Origin of the sequence: Brevibacillus sedimenti (genome assembly GCF_020923495.1) — a bacterium.
Classification (GTDB): Bacteria; Bacillota; Bacilli; order Brevibacillales; family Brevibacillaceae; genus Brevibacillus; species Brevibacillus aydinogluensis.
In genome coordinates this window covers 2933296-2953279 of record NZ_CP064048.1, presented here as the reverse complement: position 1 = coordinate 2953279, position 19984 = coordinate 2933296, and the positions used below count along the sequence as shown (strand labels likewise).

22 protein-coding genes and 1 pseudogene are annotated in these 19984 nt (G+C 58.9%); all 23 read right to left on the bottom strand.

Annotation, left to right across the window (positions count from 1 at the left end; translation table 11 throughout):
* Positions 1 to 85: 85 nt before the first annotated feature.
* Positions 86 to 1188 (bottom strand): annotated as a pseudogene (locus tag IRT44_RS14545) (prephenate dehydrogenase).
* A gap of 67 nt (positions 1189 to 1255) precedes the next feature.
* Complete coding sequence (gene hisC, locus IRT44_RS14540) at positions 1256 to 2350, bottom strand: histidinol-phosphate transaminase (protein WP_212132013.1); 1095 nt, start codon at positions 2348 to 2350, stop codon at positions 1256 to 1258.
* Between the two features lie 33 nt (positions 2351 to 2383).
* Positions 2384 to 3202 carry a tryptophan synthase subunit alpha gene (gene trpA, locus IRT44_RS14535; RefSeq protein ID WP_171564970.1) on the bottom strand — a complete coding sequence of 273 codons (819 nt, stop codon included), beginning with the start codon at positions 3200 to 3202 and terminating at the stop codon, positions 2384 to 2386.
* Positions 3199 to 4431 carry a tryptophan synthase subunit beta gene (gene trpB / locus IRT44_RS14530; RefSeq protein WP_230076884.1) on the bottom strand — a complete coding sequence of 411 codons (1233 nt, stop codon included), beginning with the start codon at positions 4429 to 4431 and terminating at the stop codon, positions 3199 to 3201. The genes trpA and trpB overlap by 4 nt, the downstream gene beginning before the upstream one ends.
* Positions 4394 to 5062 (bottom strand): phosphoribosylanthranilate isomerase, encoded by a 669-nt coding sequence (locus IRT44_RS14525; protein WP_171564972.1) that lies wholly within the window; start codon positions 5060 to 5062, stop codon positions 4394 to 4396. The genes trpB and IRT44_RS14525 overlap by 38 nt, the downstream gene beginning before the upstream one ends.
* The gene (trpC, locus tag IRT44_RS14520; RefSeq protein WP_230076883.1) at positions 5059 to 5868 is read right to left on the bottom strand and encodes an indole-3-glycerol phosphate synthase TrpC; all 810 of its coding nucleotides are present in this window, start codon (positions 5866 to 5868) and stop codon (positions 5059 to 5061) included. The genes IRT44_RS14525 and trpC overlap by 4 nt, the downstream gene beginning before the upstream one ends.
* Positions 5858 to 6883, bottom strand: coding sequence for an anthranilate phosphoribosyltransferase (gene trpD, locus IRT44_RS14515; RefSeq protein ID WP_171564974.1), 1026 nt, complete (start codon positions 6881 to 6883; stop codon positions 5858 to 5860). Before trpD ends, trpC begins: the two co-directional genes overlap by 11 nt.
* The gene (trpE, locus tag IRT44_RS14510; RefSeq protein WP_171564975.1) at positions 6877 to 8394 is read right to left on the bottom strand and encodes an anthranilate synthase component I; all 1518 of its coding nucleotides are present in this window, start codon (positions 8392 to 8394) and stop codon (positions 6877 to 6879) included. Before trpE ends, trpD begins: the two co-directional genes overlap by 7 nt.
* Before the next feature lie 284 nt (positions 8395 to 8678).
* Positions 8679 to 9050, bottom strand: coding sequence for a chorismate mutase (gene aroH / locus IRT44_RS14505; protein ID WP_171564976.1), 372 nt, complete (start codon positions 9048 to 9050; stop codon positions 8679 to 8681).
* A gap of 4 nt (positions 9051 to 9054) precedes the next feature.
* Complete coding sequence (aroB, locus tag IRT44_RS14500) at positions 9055 to 10155, bottom strand: 3-dehydroquinate synthase (RefSeq protein ID WP_171564977.1); 1101 nt, start codon at positions 10153 to 10155, stop codon at positions 9055 to 9057.
* Positions 10155 to 11315 (bottom strand): chorismate synthase, encoded by a 1161-nt coding sequence (aroC, locus tag IRT44_RS14495; RefSeq protein ID WP_171564978.1) that lies wholly within the window; start codon positions 11313 to 11315, stop codon positions 10155 to 10157. The genes aroB and aroC overlap by 1 nt, the downstream gene beginning before the upstream one ends.
* Positions 11316 to 11507: 192 nt before the next feature.
* Positions 11508 to 11672: a hypothetical protein gene (locus IRT44_RS14490; protein WP_171564979.1), complete on the bottom strand. Its 165-nt coding sequence runs from the start codon at positions 11670 to 11672 to the stop codon at positions 11508 to 11510.
* Between the two features lie 86 nt (positions 11673 to 11758).
* Positions 11759 to 12532, bottom strand: a complete 774-nt coding sequence (locus tag IRT44_RS14485; protein WP_212132014.1) for a CheR family methyltransferase — start codon at positions 12530 to 12532, stop codon at positions 11759 to 11761.
* A gap of 232 nt (positions 12533 to 12764) precedes the next feature.
* Entirely contained in the window at positions 12765 to 13208 is a 444-nt protein-coding gene (ndk, locus tag IRT44_RS14480; RefSeq protein WP_029099606.1) for a nucleoside-diphosphate kinase, read from the bottom strand.
* Between the two features lie 103 nt (positions 13209 to 13311).
* Positions 13312 to 14277, bottom strand: coding sequence for a polyprenyl synthetase family protein (locus tag IRT44_RS14475; protein WP_171564981.1), 966 nt, complete (start codon positions 14275 to 14277; stop codon positions 13312 to 13314).
* 9 nt (positions 14278 to 14286) lie between these two features.
* Positions 14287 to 15150 (bottom strand): menaquinone biosynthetic enzyme MqnA/MqnD family protein, encoded by an 864-nt coding sequence (locus IRT44_RS14470; protein WP_171564982.1) that lies wholly within the window; start codon positions 15148 to 15150, stop codon positions 14287 to 14289.
* Positions 15151 to 15153: 3 nt separating this feature from the next.
* On the bottom strand, positions 15154 to 15750 hold the full coding sequence (locus IRT44_RS14465; protein WP_171564983.1) for a UbiX family flavin prenyltransferase: 597 nt from the start codon (positions 15748 to 15750) through the stop codon (positions 15154 to 15156).
* Positions 15747 to 16616, bottom strand: a complete 870-nt coding sequence (locus tag IRT44_RS14460; protein ID WP_171564984.1) for a UbiA-like polyprenyltransferase — start codon at positions 16614 to 16616, stop codon at positions 15747 to 15749. Before IRT44_RS14460 ends, IRT44_RS14465 begins: the two co-directional genes overlap by 4 nt.
* 42 nt (positions 16617 to 16658) lie before the next feature.
* Positions 16659 to 17378, bottom strand: a complete 720-nt coding sequence (locus IRT44_RS14455) for a demethylmenaquinone methyltransferase (RefSeq protein ID WP_326838919.1) — start codon at positions 17376 to 17378, stop codon at positions 16659 to 16661.
* Between the two features lie 6 nt (positions 17379 to 17384).
* Positions 17385 to 18218, bottom strand: coding sequence for a heptaprenyl diphosphate synthase component 1 (locus tag IRT44_RS14450; protein WP_171564985.1), 834 nt, complete (start codon positions 18216 to 18218; stop codon positions 17385 to 17387).
* Positions 18219 to 18332: 114 nt separating this feature from the next.
* Positions 18333 to 18848, bottom strand: coding sequence for a hypothetical protein (locus IRT44_RS14445; RefSeq protein ID WP_171564986.1), 516 nt, complete (start codon positions 18846 to 18848; stop codon positions 18333 to 18335).
* 56 nt (positions 18849 to 18904) lie between these two features.
* Positions 18905 to 19135 carry a trp RNA-binding attenuation protein MtrB gene (mtrB, locus tag IRT44_RS14440; RefSeq protein WP_029099598.1) on the bottom strand — a complete coding sequence of 77 codons (231 nt, stop codon included), beginning with the start codon at positions 19133 to 19135 and terminating at the stop codon, positions 18905 to 18907.
* 34 nt (positions 19136 to 19169) lie between these two features.
* Positions 19170 to 19853: a lytic transglycosylase domain-containing protein gene (locus IRT44_RS14435; RefSeq protein ID WP_230076882.1), complete on the bottom strand. Its 684-nt coding sequence runs from the start codon at positions 19851 to 19853 to the stop codon at positions 19170 to 19172.
* Between the last annotated feature and the right edge of the window lie 131 nt (positions 19854 to 19984).

Sequence of the window (19984 nt, the reverse complement as noted above, 5' to 3'; positions counted from 1 at the left end):
CGTCTATTACGTCTATCGGTGCAAAAAGTTGTTGACAGTCGCGCGTCAAAGCGTCTACGCCCCAAAGCACGAAGGTACGCCCACGCTACTCGCGCCTGTATACATTGTAATCGAAAAAGCGCAGGAGTTCTTCACCCTTTTCCAGTTCCGCCAGGGAGCGGAAGGTGATCCGCAGCACGCCCAACATATCTTCCCGGGTTTCCCTGATTTGGATGTTGGTGATGTTGATCTGCTTGGCACCAAGCAGGGTGGTGATCCGTCCGATCTCCCCGGATGGTCGGGAATGTCGATGTACAAGTCGTACAGCGGCGGCAGCGCTCCCTTTTTCCGCTCCGGCAGTCCGTCGCGGAATTCGCGTGCCGACTTGAAAAACTGCTCGATGCGGTCGGCGTCTCCCTCGCGGACCAATGCCATGACTCCGTCCAGCGCCCTGGCCCAGTCGTCGGCGATTTTCAGCAAGTGCTCGCGGTTGTTCAGGAGCACATCCCGCCACATGCGCGGGTTGCTGGACGCAATGCGGGTGATGTCGCGAAATCCTCCGGCGGCCAGCCTGTGGTGCCAAGGGTTTTCGTTGTCATACCCGGCCACCAGATTGACCAGGGCGGAAGCCAGGATATGCGGAAAATGGCTGACTGCTCCCACTACCTGATCGTGTTCGTCCGGGTCCATCCGCACCACTTTGGCACGGGTCAGCGCCAGCAGCTTTTCGAGCCGCTCCACCTGCTCCTCCGGTGTCCCCGGCGCGGGCGTCAGCACGTAGTACGCATTTTCAAACAGACGATCCGAAGCCGCTTCCACGCCCGACTTGTGCGAGCCGGCCATCGGGTGACCGCCGATGAACGTCACATCGGACGGGATATGTGCCTCGGCAAAGCGGACGACGCCCGATTTGGTGCTGCCCACGTCCGTGACGATGACGCCGGGCTTCAGGTCCAGATTGCGTAGTCGGTCCAGTGTGGCATATATCTGTTCCACCGGCACGGCGAGAAAAATCACGTCCGCTTCCCGCACGGCCTCCTGCAGGTCGGTCGTGCCCGCGTGAATGACGCCGAGTGCCAACGCCTTGTCCAGAAAATCCTGCCGGACGTCGAAGCCGATGATACGGTTGTGCTCATCCCCACGCAGGGCAAGTGCGATCGAACCGCCGATCAACCCGACGCCGATTACAGTGATGGTTGTCGTATTCATCTCCGCTGTCTATCCTCTCTGTGTACGTGTAGACAAAGATGCCGGACGAACGCCGGCATCCTCGTCGTTATTTCAATGCGCCAGCCACGATGCTGCCAAGCGCCTGCAAAACCTTCTCGTTTTGTTCCGCCGAGCCGACCGTGATCCGCTGATATCCGGGGAAACCAAGCGCCCGGCCGGAGCGCACGATGATTCCCTGCTCCAGCAGCTTGCGGAAGACAGCGTCGGAGTCCTGCTGCAAATCGACCAGGACAAAGTTGGTCTGGGACGGAAAATACGACAGTCCCCACTCGTCAAAGCGGTCGGTCAACTGCTTCATGCCCTCCCGGTTGCGCTTGCGGCATTCCTCCACGAACGCCTGGTCCTGCAGCGCGGCGCGGGCGGCTGCCTGAGCCAGGGTATTGGTGTTGAAGGGTTCACGCACATGGTCGAGGTGGCCGACAATCTCTTCCGACGCGATGCCGTATCCGATCCGAAGCGCCGCCAGACCATAAATTTTGGAGAACGTGCGCAGGATGATCAGATTGGGGTAGTGCTCCAGCATCGGCACGGTTTGCGGATAGGCCGGGTCCACCACGTACTCGTAATAGGCCTCGTCCAGCACCACCAGGACGTCCTTCGGCACTTTTTGCAAAAACGCCTCCAGCTCGTCACGCGTGACGATCGTTCCGGAAGGATTGTTGGGGTTGCACACCCAGACGACGCGCGTCTGATCGTTGATCGCCGCCGCCATCGCTTCCAGATCGTGCACGCCGTTTTTCAGCGGCACCTCGATCAGTTCCGCGCCCTCGATGATGGCATTGGAGCGGTACTGCGAAAAGGTGGGCGTCGCCATCACCGTGTTGGTGCCTTGCTCCAGATAGGCGCGGGCGATCATCTGCACCACTTCGTCCGAACCGTTTCCGAAAATCAACTGCGCAGGCTTGACGCCGATAAACTCTGCCAACTCCCAACGAAGCATGAGACTGGCGCCGTCCGGATAGATGGCCAGCGTATCCAGTTGGGCGGCAATCGCTTCTTTCGCCTTCGGTGAGCAGCCAAACGGATTTTCATTGGACGCCAGCTTGATTACTTCCGTCAGTCCGAATTCTCGTTTCACATCGTCGATCGGCTTCCCGGGCTGATACACCGGGGCGCCGAGAATGCGCTGTTTCGGCAGCATCTGGTCTCACTCCAGTCAAGTCGCATTTTCCCCTTATTGTAGCGCACCGGCCAGCCGTTGTACAAACGTTTTTATTTTTTTGACACCCTGTTTTAACTGTTTGGGATCGGACAGCAGCTCCAGATGCCGTTCCATCTCCTGCACGATCGCACTGCCGACGATTACCCCATCCGTGTGCTGTGCCACCGCCCGAACCTGCTCGGGTGTGGAGATGCCGAACCCGACAGCCGTGGGCACGGAGGTGCTCGTCTTGACCCGCTGCAAAAACTGGGCAAGATCCTCACGCAGGCTGTCGCGGGCGCCAGTCACGCCGAGCGACGACACGCAGTACAGAAATCCGCTCGCCTGCGCGCCAATTGTCCGGATGCGGGATTCCGATGTGGGGGCTACCAGCGAGATGACATGCAGCCCGTGCGCTTGGGCAGCAGCCACTGCCGGCCCGTTTTCCTCCACCGGCAGGTCAGGAATGACGATGCCGTCCGCGCCTTTTTCCGCCAGTACGGCAAAGAAGCGCTCCACGCCGTACTGCAGGACCGGGTTGTAGTAAGAGAAAAGCACGATCGGCACCTGCATCCCGGATGCGCGCAGGTTGGCGACCAGTTCCAGGGCGTCGTCGATCGTCACCCCGTTTGCCAGTGCCCGTTGGGAAGCGCGCTGAATGGTCGGGCCATCCGCCAGCGGGTCCGAATAGGGAACCCCCAGCTCCAGCATGTCGGCTCCCGCTTCCACCAGGGCGTGCGCAATCTGAAACGTCGCGTCAAGGTTTGGGTCGCCAACCGTGATGAACGGGATGAAACGCTTGCGGCTGCTGTCGGCAAACAGCCGGTCGATTCGATTCACGGGCGCTGTCATTGTGCGTCTCCCCCTCTCGGTTCGTCGTCAAGCGCTGCCTGGATCGTCGCCACGTCTTTGTCTCCGCGGCCTGACAGACAGATGACCAGGACTTGATCCGCTCCCATCTGCGGCGCCCGTTTGATCGCCTCGGCAACGGCGTGGGCGCTCTCCAGAGCCGGGATGATCCCCTCCGTCCGGCAAAGCAGTTGAACCGCCTCCAGCGCCTCCCGGTCCGTGACGGAGGTGTACTGCACCCGTCCGGTTTCCTTCAGGTAGGCGTGCTCGGGTCCCACGCCCGGGTAATCCAGCCCGGCCGAGATGGAGTGCGCCTCCTGCACCTGCCCGTACTGATCCTGCAAAAGATACGTCATCGCGCCGTGAATCACGCCGGGCCGTCCGAGCGTAAGCGTCGCCGCATGCTTGTCGCTGTCCAAGCCATGTCCGGCTGCCTCCACGCCCCGCAGGGCAACATGTTCGTCCTGCAAGAACGGGTAAAACATGCCGATCGCATTGCTTCCTCCGCCCACGCAGGCAATCACTTCATCAGGCAGGCGTCCCATCTGTTCGAGAATCTGGCTGCGCGTCTCTTCGCCGATGATTTTCTGAAACTCCCTCACCATGTAGGGATACGGATGGGGGCCTACGACCGAGCCGATCACGTAAAACGTCTCATCCACGTGGGAGACCCAGTAGCGAATCGCTTCGTTCGTCGCGTCTTTCAGGGTGCGGGTGCCGGTCACGGCGGGAATGACCTCCGCACCGAGCAGCTTCATGCGAAACACGTTCAGCGCCTGCCGTTTGATGTCCTCTTCGCCCATGAACACCTTGCAGGACAGCCCCAGTTTGGCGGCGACCGTGGCGCTGGCCACACCGTGCTGCCCTGCCCCGGTCTCGGCGATAATGGACGTCTTGCCCATCCGCTTGGCCAGCAGACCTTGTCCCAGTGCGTTGTTCAGCTTGTGGGCACCGGTGTGGTTGAGATCTTCCCGCTTCAGATAGATACGCGCCCCTCCCAGCGCTTCCGTCAGTTTGTCAGCGTAGGTCAGAGGAGTCGGCCGTCCGGCGTATTCGCGCAACAACTGCCCCAGCTCAGCGCGAAACGACGGATCACGCCGCGCCTCTTCAAATGCCTGTTCCAATTCCGCCAGGGCGCTCATCAGCGTCTCCGGCACAAACTTGCCGCCAAATGGTCCAAAGCGTCCATGCTTGTCAGGCACGGTACGCGTTTCCTTCTGTGATACGGTCATGTTCCCTCACCCTCTCCACGAATTGTCTGATTTTCTCCGCGTCTTTTTCTCCGTCGCTCTCCACGCCGCTGGACACGTCGATAATTGCGGGCCTATATCTGCCCACCAGCTCGGCTACGTTGTCCGCGTTGATGCCGCCTGCGATGATGCAGGGGGCAGGTGCCGTCCATTTGCGCAACAGGGGAATCTGCTCCCAGGAAAAGCGTTTGCCCGTGCCGCCCGCCTGCCGGGGATCATAGGTGTCAAACAAAAACGCGTCGGCTGCTCCCCGGTACGCGTCCACGACATTCTCCAGCGGCTCGCCGCCCCCGACTGCCAGCGCTTTCCAGACCGGCAGGGAAAACCGCTGCCGCACGCTCTCGCAAAAGGCGGGGGATTCCTGCCCGTGCAGTTGAATCACGGCAAGGGGGGCATGGGTCAGCACGTGCTCCAGCTCCGCTTCCGTCGGGTTGACAAACACCCCGACCGCCGGCGGATGATCCGGCACGGCCGCGAGCAGCGCCCCCGCCGTCTGCGCGTCCACTCGTCGCCTGCTTTCCGCAAATACCAGTCCCACGTAGTCAACATCGAGCCGGGCCAGCAGGCGAAGGGTCTCCGCCCGCTTGACGCCGCAAATCTTGATCCGCGTCATGACCGCACCTGCGGGCTGGCGCCTTCCCGCTCACCTACCAGTTGGATTACGGCTTTGCCCACATCCTCGTGGCGCATGAAGTGTTCCCCGACCAAGATCGCCCGCGCGCCCGCCTGCCGCACTTCCTCCACGTCCGCCGGTGAAGAAATGCCGCTTTCGCTGACAGTGAGAACACCGGATGGGATCTCCGCCGCCACCTCACGGGTCACAGACAGGTCTGTCCGGAACGTCCGCAGGTCGCGATTGTTGATGCCGATCAGCATCGGTGTCACATGGCGAAACACCATCTCCAGCTCACGCCGGTCATGTACTTCGATCAGCACGTCCATGCCGAGCGCTTCCGCCGCCTGCGACAGATCACGAAGCTGCTCCCCTTCCAGAATCGCCGCGATGAGCAGGACGCAATCGGCGCCGCACGCCCGGGCCTCGGCGATTTGCCACTCGTCGATAATAAAATCCTTGCGCAGCAGCGGTTGGTCCACGGCCGTGCGGATGTTTCGCAAATACTCGGTCTTCCCTTGAAAAAAGGGGTCGTCCGTCAGTACGGAGATGCACTCTGCACCGGCAGACGCGTAGGACCGAGCGATTCCCACCGGGTCAAAGTCAGGCCGAATCACACCTTTGGACGGCGAAGCCTTTTTCACTTCCGCGATGACGCTGACCGGCCGCGTGCTGTCTGCCAGTGCTGAACGGAACCCGCGCGGTGCGGGCATGTGTTTCGCCTCGTCCAACAGGGACTGCAGGGTCGTGGAAGCGTGCAGTCTGGCCACCTCTTCTCTTTTGGCCTCGACGATCCTACGAAGCATGTATCATCCCTCCCGCCACCTGCCGGATTTGTTCCAGTTTACGCTGGACCGCGCCGTCGTCGATCAGTTCCGCGGCCCGGATCACCCCTGCCTCGATGCTGATTGCGCGATCCGCCAGGTACAGGATGGCACCCGCGTTGAGCAGGACGATGTCACGGGCGGCTCCCCGCTTGCCGGCGAACACTTCGCGGATGATCGTCGCGTTTTCATACGCGTCGCCGCCGCGCAGTTCCTCCATCGGATACCGTCTCAAACCGAACTGTTCGGGCACGATCTCGTACGTGCGGATCTCACCGTCGCGCAGCTCGGCGATGCTGCTCGGACCCGTCACGGTCAATTCGTCAAGGCCGTCAGCACCGGCCACCACCAGGGCCCGTTCCACTCCCAATTCGCGCAGGACGGCCGCCACGGTGGGGAGAAGCTGTCTGTCGTACACGCCCAGGAGCTGCCGCTTGGCCCCCGCCGGATTGGTCAGCGGTCCCAACAGATTAAACACCGTCCGCACCGCCAGTTCTTTTCGCGGGCCGGCTGCGTGCTTCATCGCCTGATGGTAGAGCGGCGCAAACAGGAAGCACAGATTGGTCACCCGTAGGCAGTCGGCCGCCGCTTCCGGCGTCAGTGTGATCGGAATGCCCAACGCCTCCAGCACGTCGGCGCTGCCGCTCTTGCTGGAGACAGCCCGGTTGCCGTGTTTCGCGATGCAGACACCGTCACTCGCCGCCACGATGGCGGCTGCGGTGGAGATGTTGAACGTATGGGCACCGTCCCCGCCTGTGCCGCACGTGTCCATCAATCCCGGCACTTCCAGCGGGAACCGGACCGCCCGCTCCCGCATGGCCTGAACAAACCCGATAATCTCCTCCACCTGTTCCCCTTTCAGCCGCAGTCCGGCGAGGAAGGCACCGATCTGGGCGGGGGTGGCTTTGCCGTCCATGATCTCGCCCATCGCCTGGCGGGCGGTCAGACGGTCCAGATCGCGTCCGCGCAATATGTGTTCCAACGCTGTGGTCAGCATGGCTGTTCCTCCTTTGGGGCAAACAACTGCTCCGCCTTCTCCAACGCGGAGAGCATGGCTGCCGCTTTGTTCACTGTTTCCTGATACTCGTTGGCCGGGACGGAGTCGGCGACGATGCCGGCGCCCGCCTGCACGTAGGCGTATCCGTTCTGGAACAGGAGGGTGCGGATCGTAATGCAGGTCTCCAGCGTCCCGTCAAAGCCGAAATAACCGATCGCCCCGGCGTACAGATGGCGCGCGTCCGGCTCCAGTTCGGCAATGATTTCCATCGCTCTCAGCTTGGGCGCGCCGGACACCGTTCCCGCCGGGAAAGCGGCGAGCAGCGCGTCGAACGGATGCAGTCCCTCGCGCAGCTCTCCGGTCACGTGGGAGACCATATGCATGACGTGGGAGTAATGTTCGATGACCAGTGCTTCCTCGACGCGAACGCTGCCGTACCGGGCGACACGTCCCACGTCGTTGCGTCCCAGGTCAAGCAGCATGTAATGCTCCGCCCGCTCCTTGGGATCAGCGAGGAGATCGGCGGCCAGGGCCTCGTCATCTTCCGCTGTGCGCCCTCGCCTGCGCGTGCCGGCGATCGGCCGCATCTCCACCCGGTTGTTTTCGACCCGGACCAGCAGTTCTGGCGACGTACCGACGACCGTCTCGCCTTCGTATTGCAGGTAGTACATGTACGGCGAAGGGTTCAGCGTGCGCAGCAGCCGATAGACGGCAAACGGATCGACGTCCGTGCGCACGCGGAAACGCTGGGAGATCACTACTTGAAAAATGTCACCGGCCGCGATGTACGCCTTGGCACGCTCCACCATCTGTTCAAACTGCTCCCGGCTCATGTTGGGCTCTGGCTTTAGCTCGCCTTGCGCGCCGGTGCCAACGGAAATTCGACTGCCGTCCGTCTCGACCGGAGCGGTCACCTGTGCGGCAAGTTGCTCCAGCCGGCTGCAGACCTGTTGGTATTTGCGGGCGATCGTCTCCGGCGAATCATCCGGGTCGACGTGCAGATTCACGATCACCTGGATCTCCTGCTTGAGATGGTCAAACGCGATCAATTCATCCACGAACCAAAATCGCATGTCCGGCACATCCAGGCTTTCCTGACGGTGGTAGGGCAGATTTTCAAAGTAGTGCAGGGTGTTGTATCCAAAGAACCCCACGGCCCCACCGCACAATCGGGGTGCTCCCTGCAGTTTGGGACTGGTGTAGCGGGACGTCTCTTCGCGTAAAAAGTGAACGGGATTGCCGTAAAACGTCAGCCTATCCCCTCCGCGGCGGCGGACAGTAATCTGCTCCCCGCGGGCCTCCACCGTTTGAAACGGATTCATGCCGATGAACGAGTATCGGGCCCAGCGTGTTCCGCCTTCCACGCTTTCCAGGAGAAACGAATCATGCGTGCGAATTTTCTGGTAGATTCGGATAGGCGTCTCCTCATCTGCCAGCACGGTCAAGCGTACGGGTATCAGGGAATGGTTGGCCGAAAGAGATTGGACTTCAGCCAGGGTAGGGGAATACATCTCTTTTCTCACCTCTCGCCGCGTGGTGCCCTGCACGCCTGAAAACACAGGCTTTACATGCACCCGCACGTTTGTCAGGTGAAGAGATAGGGGGAGAAAAAGAAAAAAATCCAGGAAGAGTCCTGGATTGGTCTGTACGAATCCATCCGGCTCGCTCTTCTCTCCTCTGCCCAACTCTTCTCAACTCTGCTCTGCTCACTCTCAACTCTCAGCCGGTATTTTGCATTACCGGTAAAACGAGGCGTTCTCGTTTCGTTTTATGGTAATCGAGAACGCCCACATTGTCAACCACGATTTGACAAATCGGGACGAAGCTGTACGGCATCGCGCATGAACACGTGATGGATTTCCGAGGCCGCCTTGCTCGTGTTGACGTGCATCATTACGCGGATACAGCGAGGCAGACTGCCCGGCACGGGAATTTCCCGGGCGCACATCAGCGGCACGTACTGCCACCCGTCCAAGAGGCGCGCCGCCTGCGCCGGAAATGCCGCCTTGATGTCCTCCGTCGTGGTGATGAAAACGCTGGCGATGTCGTCAGCCCGTACGCCGTTTCGACTGACCATCTCCTCCAGCAGCAGCTTGGTGGCGGAAACGATCTCTGCCTGTGTGTCGTTTTCAATCGTGATCGCTCCCCTGATTCCTCGCACTCCCATCTCTCTATGCCCCCGCTTCTTTTTTCATCGCTGTCAATATCTCTTGTTCATCCACGTCTTTGACCAGTTCCACCTTCCCGATGGCCCGCGGCAGCACCAGGGCCAGCTTGCCGCCGACGGCCTTTTTGTCCCGCTTCATGACATCCAGCACCGCTTCCGGCTCCAGGCCGTCTGGCCAGTCAGTGGGCAGGTGGAAGAGGTGAAGCAGCCGTTTTGTCCGTGCATAAACGCCTGCTTCAGCAAAACCGATGCGCTCAGCCACTTTGGCCGCCAGGCACATGCCGATGGAAATCGCCTCTCCGTGGTTCAACACGGCGTATTCGCACAACGCTTCGAACGCGTGGCCAAAGGTGTGCCCCAGGTTGAGCAGCGCGCGCTGTCCCTGCTCTGTCTCGTCAGCCGAGACGATCGCTGCCTTGATCGCGCAGCCCCGGCGTATGGCGCGGCCCACCCGTTCAGCATCAAGCTGCCACAGGCTCGCCGCATGTTCCTCCAGCCAGTCGACGAATGACGCGTCGGCGATCAGCCCGTGCTTGATCACCTCGGCAAAACCAGCCGCCACTTCCCGCTCGGGCAGCGTGCGCAGCGCGGCCGTATCATACAACACCAGCCGCGGCTGGTGAAAGGCGCCAATCAGATTTTTGCCCAGCGGATGATTGATGCCCACCTTGCCGCCTACCGAACTGTCGTGCGCCAACAGCGTGGTCGGCACCTGCACAAAGGCGATGCCCCGCATGTAGGTGGCGGCAACAAAGCCGGCCAAGTCACCGACCACGCCGCCTCCCAGCGCGAGAATGGCTGATTTTCGGTCCAGCCCCGCCTCGATGGCCCGGGTCAGCACCTGTTCATAGACCGCAAGACTTTTCGACTGCTCCCCCGGAGGAATTACGCAGTCCGCCACCCGATAGCCTGCCGTCTCCAGCGCCTGTTTCAGCGGCTGCAGATAGCGCGGGGCTACGTTCTCATCGGAGATGACAAACAACCGGCTCGTTGGAGATATGCCCGCATCCTGCACCAGGGCCGCCACCTGCTGCATGACACCATCGCCGATAACGATGGGATACGTGCGCTCTCCCAACTCTACGTAAAGGGTTTCAACCGCCATCAGAACCGCTCCGTGTATGCGCGATACTGGCGCACGTTTTCCAGCATGTCGTCCAGTGAGTCGGACGGGAATTTTTCGCACATGGCGCGAGCGATTTCCCAGGCGACCACCGCTTCGGCCACGACGCTGGCAGCAGGAACAGCGCAGCTGTCCGAACGTTCGATGCTGGCGGAGAACGGTTCCTTGGTGTCGATGTCCACGCTCATCAAAGGTTTGTACAGCGTCGGAATCGGCTTCATCACCCCGCGCACGACAATCGGCATGCCTGTGGTCATGCCGCCTTCCAGGCCGCCCGCGTTGTTCGTCTTGCGGCTGTATCCGGTGTCCTGGCTCCAGACGATCTCATCGTGCACCTGGGACCCTGGCAAGCCCGCGGCGCCAAAGCCAATCCCGATCTCCACACCTTTGAACGCCTGAATGCTCATGATCGCCTGAGCCAGCCTGCCGTCCAACTTTCGGTCCCACTGGACGTGGCTGCCCAGCCCGATCGGCACGCCTTCCACGATTACTTCGACGATGCCTCCAAGCGAATCGCCGTCCTGTTTGGCCTGGTCAATGGCCGCCATCATGCGCTGCTCCGCTTCCTTGTCCAGACAGCGCACGGGGGATTCCTCGGAACGCGCGATCAGTTCGTCCAGCGTGACATCCTGCCGGTTGGCCACCACATCGCCGATCTGCAGCACGTGACCGCCGATCCGAATGCCAAACGCGGCCAGGAGCTGCCGGGCGACAGCACCGACGGCGACGCGGATGGCTGTTTCCCGCGCGCTGGAACGTTCCAGAATATTTCGCATATCCCGTTGATGGTATTTGATCGCGCCGTTGAGATCGGCATGACCCGGACGGGGACGGGAGACGCGACGCTTCTCTTCCGCTCCTTCCACCGGCTCGGCACTCATGATACCCTGCCAGTGCGTCCAGTCTTTGTTTTCCACAACCAGCGTGATCGGCGCGCCTGTCGTGTACCCGTGCCGAACGCCGGAGAGCACTTTCACCTGGTCTTTTTCAATCTGCATCCGCCGGCCGCGTCCGTGTCCCTTTTGCCGTCTTGCCAGCTGTTCGTTGATGGCTTCGACAGAAAAGGGCAGGTTGCTCGGAACCCCTTCAATTATGGCAGTGAGCTGCGGCCCGTGAGATTCCCCTGCAGTCAAGTATCGCATCTCTCTCTTCCTCCATCCTCAGGCAGCATTTCCTTCTCTGACTACGGATGCTGTCCTTTATCACTTTTAAGCGTTATAATATCATACCTGTCAGTCCGTGCAAATACAAAAGTGACGAACTGTCCCGACGCCCTTGGCAGACAGGCAAAACGCTTCTCCCTCGCAGGAGAAGCGTCATCGAATTGGCGGAGCTCACATGTGAGAATCGACCGTCAGAAACGAGGAAAGCGGCCGCCGCAGGTGATTCGCGCGGACGAGTTTGTCCAACTGCTCCTTTTCCGCACCGAGGATTTGCCCGCACTCTTGCAGCGTGATCAAACCGCGTCGGTATGCTTCGATGACCTTTTGCTTGTCCATCTGCTTCCTCCCTTTTTGGTAGATAGCATGGTAGATAGCATTAGTGTTGGGAAAAAACAACAGGGATATACCAAGCTGCGTCCGCTTCAGCCCATTTTCCGATAAAAAAACGTGTCTTCCGACTCCAATTGATACTGCTGCGGCTGGAAAATCTGCTCCGTGCTTCCGACGAACAGCACCCCGCCCGGTTTTAGCGCCCGGCTGAACTTGTGGTACAGCTCGTGCTTCGCCTCCTCGGTGAAGTAGATCATGACGTTGCGGCAGATGATCAGGTCGAATTGGGAGTCGAACGGATCAGCCAGCAAGTTGTGCTTGCGGAACGTCACCCGGTTTTTCACCTCGTCGGCAATTCGGTAGCTCATCGTGTCCTTGACAAAGTACTTGGCCAGCAGATCCTTGGGACAATCCTGCAGCGACCGCTCCGTGTAGACCCCTTGTTTGGCCTTGGCCAGCGCCCCTTCGTCAATGTCGGTGGCGAGCAGTGACGCCTCCCAGCGGTTGCGCATCAGGATCAGAGTCAGCGTGTACGGCTCTTCGCCCGTGGAGCAGGCGGCGCTCCAGCACTTCAGCCGATGCGACTGCTTGACCAGACGGGGCAGAATTTTGTGTTCCAATACTTCCCAGCGGCCCGGGTTGCGGAAAAATTCGGACACGTTGATCGTCATCCGGTCGAGGAATTCGTAGAACAGGTCCTTGTTCTTGGAGATGGCCTCAAAGTACTGGGCAAACGTGGGATAGCCCCGCTTCAGCCGGAGCGAGGTCAACCGCCGCTTCATCTGGGCTTCTTTGTAAAGGGCGAGATCGATTCCTGTCAGTTTCTTTACATTGGCGATAAACTGGAGAAAGTCCTTGTCTTCCATGATTGCGAAAATACCCCTTTTACGTGTGGTGAGGCGTACCCGCCAGCAAGCGCTGTTCGATTGACCGCGACAAACGCCCCCTGAAAAGACCATGCTTCACGCAGCGGGGACGGCGCTTGTTGCCGCTTATCCATGCGATTCGCTCTTTTTCTGCAAAATCCTGCCGATTTTTGTTGACATTTGGCGAAAAAAAGAAAAAGACCCCGCATGCGGAGTCTTTCCCCTATCCCGCTTAGATCCAGCGTTGGATTGTTTTTTCGTAGGAGAGTACTTCCCCTTCGTTGAACCAGAGTGCGATTTCGCGCTCAGCGCTTTCCGGGGAATCGGAACCGTGGATGATGTTCATGCCCACGGACGTAGCGAAGTCACCGCGGATGGTGCCCGGTGCTGCATCTGCCGGGTTGGTTTTGCCCATCATGGCGCGTGCAGTCGCAATCACGTTGTTGCCCTGCCATACCATGGCAAAGACCGGACCGGACGTGATGAAGTCGACCAGTTCGCCGAAGAACGGGCGCTCTTTATGTTCAGCGTAGTGCTTCTCAGCCAGTTCGCGGCTAACGTTCATCAGTTTCGCCCCTACCAGTTGGAAGCCTTTTTTCTCAAAGCGGGAAACGATTTCCCCGATCAGGTTGCGCTGTACGCCGTCAGGTTTCACCATCAGAAACGTTTTTTCCATCGTAAGTATGCCTCCAGTACCGCTATGTATTGGTGCTTGCACACCAACGAAAATTTTATCAAAAGAAAGTGGGGCAAGCAACAGCCCCCTTGTGAAAAAACGATTAAAATTTCCGGTTCACCATGAAATTGGCGATGCCAAGCAGGGACTTTTTGGTCTGGTTGTTCGGCAGTCCGTCCAGCGCCTCCCGTGCACGGGCAATGTACCGCTCCGCCAGCCCCTGGGCATAGGCGATGCCGTCGTCGTTTCGCACCAGTTGAATCGCTTCATCTACGTGATGGTGGAGCGTATTGTCGCGTATCCACGCCTGAAAGCGGTCGCGCGACTTGCCGAACCGGGCGGTGTACATCGCCGGCAGCGTAATGTTTCCCTGACGCAGGTCGCTGCCTGCCGGTTTGCCCAGCTGCTTTTCCGTTCCGGTGAAGTCGAGGATATCGTCGGTAATTTGAAACGCCATCCCCACGTTGTAACCGTACCGGTACATTTTGCGGACCAGTTCGGGACCTGCACCGCTGGCAATCGCCCCCATCTGGCAGCTAATGGCGATCAAGAGCGCCGTCTTCCGCTTGATCCGGCGCAGGTAAGTGCGGAAGTTCTGCTCCCAGTTGTTCAGGTCGCGCACTTGTTCGATCTCGCCCTTGACCACTTCCACGATCGCGTTGGCGAGAATCCGGTGCAGCTCGGGAATGCGCAGCTCAGCCGCGATGGACAGTGCCCGGGCGAAAATGTAGTCCCCCGTGTACATCGCCACCTTGTTGTCCCATTGGGTGCGCACGGTGTCTCGCCCGCGCCGCTTGTCCGCATCGTCGATCACGTCGTCGTGCACCAGCGTCGCCATGTGGATCAGCTCCAGCGGTACTGCCACGTGCTTCAGCCGCTTCACGTCGTAGTTGCCCCACTTTCCGCCGAGCAGCACAAACACCGGGCGTATCCGTTTCCCCCCCGCCTTGAGCAAGTGTGTGGACGAGAGGTACAAGTCCCGCACACTGGTATCGATGGACTGTTCCAGTTCCTTTTCGATGTACTGGACGTCGTTTTTCAGTTGAAAGTAAATATCGACAAGGTTCATCCGCTCCACCTATTTCGTCAACGTAATGTGGGACTGACAACCGGGATGTTCCCAGACGGACACGGTCACTGGTGCGGGCAGCAGCCCCAGCTCAGCCGCGCACCGGTAGTAGTATTCCAGGCCTGTCCGATGCTCGTCCCGAAAATCGTGCATCAGCCCCCGGAAATACTGATACCACAGTTCCTTTCCTCCGCCTAACTGCCCGTTCACGTAGTCCACCAGCGGGATCAGGTTTTGGCGGGTCTTCTCCTTGCTGGCCAAAAAGGCCTCGTGAACCTCTCGCAGCAGGTCAGCGTGTTCGCCGATCACCTCTTTGCGCACGGCCCACAGGGCAAACGTCATGGTATAGCCGGTAAAGCGATGCCACAGCTCACCCAGATCGTAGACGTGATAAGGCCCGCCCTGGAGTTTGGCGAGAATGGCGTCGTCACCGATCAAGAGCGCCCCGTCCGCATCCCGCAGCATCTCCGCCAGCACGGGTTCCTGTGTAACGTACGTGACGTGCAGACCGTAAAACGTTTGCAGAATGATTTTCAGCAAATTGACTGACGTTGCGGACGTGTTGGTCAGGGCGATCCGGGCACCGTCCAGCGCCTCGATCGGCCGTTTGCTGAACAAGAAAATGGAGCCTACTCTCCCTTTGGCACTGACGGACAGGTCGGCCAGCGCCAGATAGCGGGAGGCATGCTCGGCGTAACTGAAGGACGAAATCACTCCGAGATCGATCTCGCCGCAGGCCAGCGCCTGATTCAGCTTGGCTGGCACCTGCCGGACGAACTCAATCCGGCCGTTGAAACGCTCCTTGTCAAAGTGAAAGTAGACAGGGAGTACGTTGGTGTAAAGGATTTGTCCAATGCGCAAGGACTTTTGCATGATCTATTCCCCCCAGCGCCGGAACAGCTCGTGCGGCACATCCAGCGCGTCCAGTGCTTTTCCCACGACAAAATTGACAAGGTCGTCCATCGTCTGCGGCTTGTGGTAGTACCCTGGCATGGCAGGCAAAATGGTGACGCCGAGGCGGCTCAGCTTCAACATGTTCTCAAGCTGGATGGCATTCAGCGGCGTCTCGCGCGGGACCAGCACCAACCGGCGCCGCTCCTTCAGCATCACGTCAGCCACCCGCTCCAGCAGGTTGCCCGACGCCCCGTGGGCAATGCCGGACAGCGTCCCCATCGAACAAGGGATGACCACCATCCCGTCGCACCGATATGAACCGCTGGCGGCCGGGCAGTTGAAGTCGCGCATGCCCCAGTAATGGAGCGCGCCGGGTGCATCCTGCTGCAGTTTTTCCCGGATCAGGGCCTCCCGGTCGTCGGTGTTCCAGTCCAGCTCGTCCCGAAATACCTGCCAGCCGGCCTCCGTGATCATCAAGTGTACGGTATGGCCGCCGCGCAGCAGTTCCCGGACAAGCCTGACGCCGTAGATGGCGCCGCTCGCCCCGGTAATGCCGACGGCCCATTTTTGTGCGCTCATGCTATCACCAGATCAATCATGGTAAACGTAAACATGACCATGCTTAATATGCCGTTCATATTGAAAAAGGCCACGTCCAGCTTGGACAGGTCTGTCGGTTTTACCAGCAGATGCTCGTAAACCAGGATGGCTCCGGAAATCAGCACGCCGACCAGGAACCAGACGGACAGGTTGGCGGTAACGTACAGGGCCAAAAGACCGATGAAAGTGATGACGTGGCAGACCCGTGCGACCAGCAGTGCGTTGGCGATGCCAAAGCGGCTTGGCATGGAATAGAGCCCTTCCTTGCGGTCAAACTCATAGTCCTGGCAGGCGTAAATAATGTCAAAGCCGGCGGTCCAAAACATCACGGACAAAAACAGCAGAAGTCCGGTGAAATTCACCTGCCCGGTCGTCGCCACAAAGCCCCCCAGCGGTCCGAACCCGATGGCCACGCCGAGCACGAAATGGCAAAGCCATGTAAAACGTTTCGTGTACGAGTACAGAATCAGGACAAACACCGCGAGCGGCAGCAGTTTGACGGCCAGTGCGTTCAATTGGAAGGCGGCGAAAAACAATAACGCGAAGGAAGCAATAATAAAGACGACAACCTCGGCCACGGAAATCAGTCCGGCCGGAATGGCCCGGTTGGCGGTACGCGGATTTTTCGCATCGATGTACCTGTCGATCAAACGATTCAGCGACATCGCCGCGCTGCGCGCTCCCACCATGGCCACGGTCACCCAGAAAATCTCGCTCCAAGTGGGCCAGGTGTGCTCTACTACAATGTTCCCCAAGACCGCTCCCATAAAAGCAAACGGAAGGGCAAAAATCGAGTGCTCAAACTTGATCATTTCCAAAATAATTTTCAATTTGCGAAGACTCACGTGAAAACACTTCCCATCCACAGAAGGATGCCTATTGGCAAGCTATGCTTTTGTGCCGATGTGCAAAGCGGCCACACCGCCCATAAACAGTTTTACCTGAACCGGCTCCAGTCCTGCCCGTTGAAACATGCGGGCTAGTTCTCGGCTGTCTGGAAAATGGGTCAGTGACTGCGGCAGCCAGGCATACTCCTCGTATTTGTTTACCGTCCATTTGGCGATCAACGGCAGAATCTTGTAAAAGTACAGGTAGAACAATTTGCGGTACGGTAAAAACGGCGGTTTGGACACCTCCAGCGAGACCACTTTCCCGCCGGGTTTGACCACGCGCGTCATTTCGTTCAGCACCGTCTGAATGTCGGGTACGTTGCGCAGCGCAAAACCGATGGTGACGAAGTCAAATGTGTTGTCTTCGTACGGGAGCTGCATCGCGTCGCCGTTCACCAGCGTGACCACGCTGTCAAGACCTTCCCGTTTCACCTTGAACGCGCCGACATCGAGCATGTTCAGGCTGAAGTCAAGACCGACGACCCGTCCTTTTTCCCCGACCGCCTTGGCCAGCGCAATCGTCCAGTCGCAGGTGCCGCAGGCCACGTCAAGCGCCGTGTCGCCGGGTCGTATGTTCATTTGCTTCATCGTGTAATTGCGCCAGGCGATGTGGCTGCCGAAACTGATGATGTTGTTCATCTTGTCGTACTCTGCCGCGATGCTTTCAAACACGGAATGGACGTACTTCGCTTTTTCTTTCATCTGGTTCTGATTCACCTGGATTTACAACTCCTCAATGACCCGTTTCAGCCGGTTGACGCGGTGCGAGTAACGGGATGTGATCCACGTCAGCACGTGACGGGTCTCCGGCGGATGCAGCGAACGAACCAGCTGTTCACAGATGCTCATCAGTTCCATCGCTTTTGCTTCCAGAGCCGCCGCCACCTGGGCGATCGTCGCTCCCGGTTTTTGCAACAGAAAGCGGGAGAAGCCAAAGGGAACCTGTTGTTGCCACTTTAACTGCTCCCACTCGCCCAGCATGTTCTCCACGGCCGCCGTCTCTGCAAACAGGGCCGTCCAAAACCGGCGCGTTTCTTCATTGTCCGCATACTTGTCCACGATAGCCACGTACAGCCCCGTATCGATTTCCGTCCGCAGCGTCAGGTACTCGTCGGACGACAACCGGCCGTCGCGTTCCGCCATGTACAGCTTCATTTTCGCTTCGTTTACCCGCTGGATGGCGCCCGACAGCACTTGTATCGCTTCCATTTCACCAGCTTCGGCAAGCATTTGGTAGTACCGGCTGCTGTAGTAGTCGCCGGCCAAAACGGTGAGCTGCCGGTTGCGCTCTGCCGCCAGCGAATTGTCATAGGAATTTTTCACGTTCTCGTGCATGTCAAGACCCAACTGAACAAGGGCTGTTGACATGGTGAACGTCCGCGCCCGTTCCTTGGTCATGCCCCGCTCCAGCAGAAACAGGTACAACAGCGCAAGCCGGTTTTCCGCTATGGCCGGAACATCGACATATTGTTCAACAAACGAATGGGTGATACTTTGGCAGATCTGGTCGATGATCGCTCGAACCTCGTCTACATATGTGGTCTGTTCTTTGTTCATGCGTCCTCCTCCACAAGCGGTTCAACCTGGTAGGTGCCTGTTTCCGTTCACTTTCACGTTCTCGCCGGGACCCGGCAAAAAGTCCGTCCCTACAATCATACCACACTTCTTTGGTCAGGGACTAACTCTCCGGTAAAAATAAGGGTCGATACGTACGGAAAAACGGGCTCTGATGTGCGATTCCAGATCGGCAATCTGCTCCGGCGGCGTTTCGTAGGCTGACTTGTCCTTGCGCTGGGCTTCGACGGCGATCAGGAGCTTGGGGGCAGGCGTATCGGGTTCAACTTCCAACAGGCGGATGTAGACCTGCTCCACATTTGCAGTCAACCGAAACAGATCGCGCACCAAGACGTAAAAATCGCGGTATACAAGCGGCAGTTCCGCACGCTGACCGGAGGAAACGGCCAAATCGACATGAACCGACGGATTTTCCCATTTTACACGCTTAATATTATAATGAGTCGACATGAAAGTAAATAAATCCACCACATTTTGCTCGCTCAGATCGACCGGGCGAGACGCCTGGAACGCGGGTATATCGGGTTGGTTCCAGGTCACCCCGGGAACAAGCGACAGCGTGAGAGCGAGCAGCGTGGAGACGGCAATGGCGGCCAGCAGCCTGCGAGGCATGAGACATCCCTCCTCACCACCATTGTACAAAACAAAAAAGCAGGCTATGCCTGCTTTTACTCCGACGTTTCGATCACGCCGTGGTGAGTGTAGATCACTGCTTTGCCGCGCACCTTGATGGCGGACGTGTGTTCCGTGAACTGGGCGATCATTACCTCGCCCTTGTCCAGCTTTTCCGTGTGGTGAAAACGCGTGTCGGAACCGCGTGTCAAGCCGATGACGTGAACGCCGTTTTCCTTTGCTTTGACGACAAAGTAGTCTTGCTGCGTATAGGGGGACTGTGCCACCTTGTTTCCTCCTTACCCTGCTGAACTGCTACCTCTATGATGTCCCGCCGCTGTTCAACCGTTGCATGATTTTCGCAACGTAGCGCTGGGTCTCACGAGGCAGTTGATCGTACCGGGCTTCCAGCTCTTCGTCGGTGTCGATGCCCAAGCGGTCAATCCGACCGGGACCCGCATTGTAGGCGGCCAGGGCGACCTTCACATTTCCGTCGTACTTATCGAGCAGGCTGCGCAGGTACCTGGTGCCCCCCGCCAGATTTTCATCGGGGTTGTATACGTTTCGCACGTGCATCGCCCGCGCCGTGCTGTCCATCAACTGCATCAGCCCTTTTGCCCCTGCACGGGAAACGGCATTGGGGTTAAAGTTGGACTCTGCCCGAACCACTTCCCTGACCAGATTTTCATCCACCCCGAGCGTGCGGGCGACATCGCTGATTTTGTTTAAGATAGACTGTCGGCTGACGGATGTGTTCGCCGTCTTCTCCGCGTCGCGCGGCATCGCCTCGCCGAAGGCCCGGTCAAACTCCCAGTCGGGAGAGCCGTCCAGTTCGGCCAGTATCTCTTCGGCGGCAATGACACGTTGACCGCTGGCCAGTTCCGCCTGCAGCAGGTCGGCAAACTGCGCGTCCCCGGCGAGCGGATCGAGAGACGTGCCCGTACCTGCGATCCGGGGCTGCGTTGTGATGGGGAGATATGGCTGAAACGATACGGACATCTTCATTCGGGAACAACCTTTCCTCGCTTGTCTTCATTTCTCATTATAGGAAAGAAAAATCAGGAAGCCAATAGCCAATTTGGCAGGAAAGCAAAAACGTCTCCGCCGGATGATTCCAGCAGAGACGTTTTGCTTGA

What these genes read in the sequence shown, in the direction of transcription:
- trpE (WP_171564975.1), bottom strand. Translation starts at nt 8,394, where the DNA reads ATGTATTCCCCTACCCTGGCTGAAGTCCAATCTCTTTCGGCCAACCAT.
- ndk (WP_029099606.1), bottom strand. Translation starts at nt 13,208, where the DNA reads ATGGAAAAAACGTTTCTGATGGTGAAACCTGACGGCGTACAGCGCAAC.
- trpB (WP_230076884.1), bottom strand. Translation starts at nt 4,431, where the DNA reads ATGACCGTATCACAGAAGGAAACGCGTACCGTGCCTGACAAGCATGGA.
- IRT44_RS14465 (WP_171564983.1), bottom strand. Translation starts at nt 15,750, where the DNA reads ATGAGCGCACAAAAATGGGCCGTCGGCATTACCGGGGCGAGCGGCGCC.
- IRT44_RS14475 (WP_171564981.1), bottom strand. Translation starts at nt 14,277, where the DNA reads ATGAACCTTGTCGATATTTACTTTCAACTGAAAAACGACGTCCAGTAC.
- trpD (WP_171564974.1), bottom strand. Translation starts at nt 6,883, where the DNA reads ATGCTGACCACAGCGTTGGAACACATATTGCGCGGACGCGATCTGGAC.
- IRT44_RS14435 (WP_230076882.1), bottom strand. Translation starts at nt 19,853, where the DNA reads ATGAAGATGTCCGTATCGTTTCAGCCATATCTCCCCATCACAACGCAG.
- IRT44_RS14445 (WP_171564986.1), bottom strand. Translation starts at nt 18,848, where the DNA reads ATGCCTCGCAGGCTGCTGGCCGCCATTGCCGTCTCCACGCTGCTCGCT.
- IRT44_RS14490 (WP_171564979.1), bottom strand. Translation starts at nt 11,672, where the DNA reads ATGGACAAGCAAAAGGTCATCGAAGCATACCGACGCGGTTTGATCACG.
- IRT44_RS14485 (WP_212132014.1), bottom strand. Translation starts at nt 12,532, where the DNA reads ATGGAAGACAAGGACTTTCTCCAGTTTATCGCCAATGTAAAGAAACTG.
- IRT44_RS14525 (WP_171564972.1), bottom strand. Translation starts at nt 5,062, where the DNA reads ATGACGCGGATCAAGATTTGCGGCGTCAAGCGGGCGGAGACCCTTCGC.
- hisC (WP_212132013.1), bottom strand. Translation starts at nt 2,350, where the DNA reads ATGCTGCCGAAACAGCGCATTCTCGGCGCCCCGGTGTATCAGCCCGGG.
- IRT44_RS14470 (WP_171564982.1), bottom strand. Translation starts at nt 15,150, where the DNA reads ATGCAAAAGTCCTTGCGCATTGGACAAATCCTTTACACCAACGTACTC.
- trpC (WP_230076883.1), bottom strand. Translation starts at nt 5,868, where the DNA reads ATGCTTCGTAGGATCGTCGAGGCCAAAAGAGAAGAGGTGGCCAGACTG.
- aroB (WP_171564977.1), bottom strand. Translation starts at nt 10,155, where the DNA reads ATGGCGGTTGAAACCCTTTACGTAGAGTTGGGAGAGCGCACGTATCCC.
- aroC (WP_171564978.1), bottom strand. Translation starts at nt 11,315, where the DNA reads ATGCGATACTTGACTGCAGGGGAATCTCACGGGCCGCAGCTCACTGCC.
- IRT44_RS14450 (WP_171564985.1), bottom strand. Translation starts at nt 18,218, where the DNA reads ATGAACAAAGAACAGACCACATATGTAGACGAGGTTCGAGCGATCATC.
- aroH (WP_171564976.1), bottom strand. Translation starts at nt 9,050, where the DNA reads ATGGGAGTGCGAGGAATCAGGGGAGCGATCACGATTGAAAACGACACA.
- trpA (WP_171564970.1), bottom strand. Translation starts at nt 3,202, where the DNA reads ATGACAGCGCCCGTGAATCGAATCGACCGGCTGTTTGCCGACAGCAGC.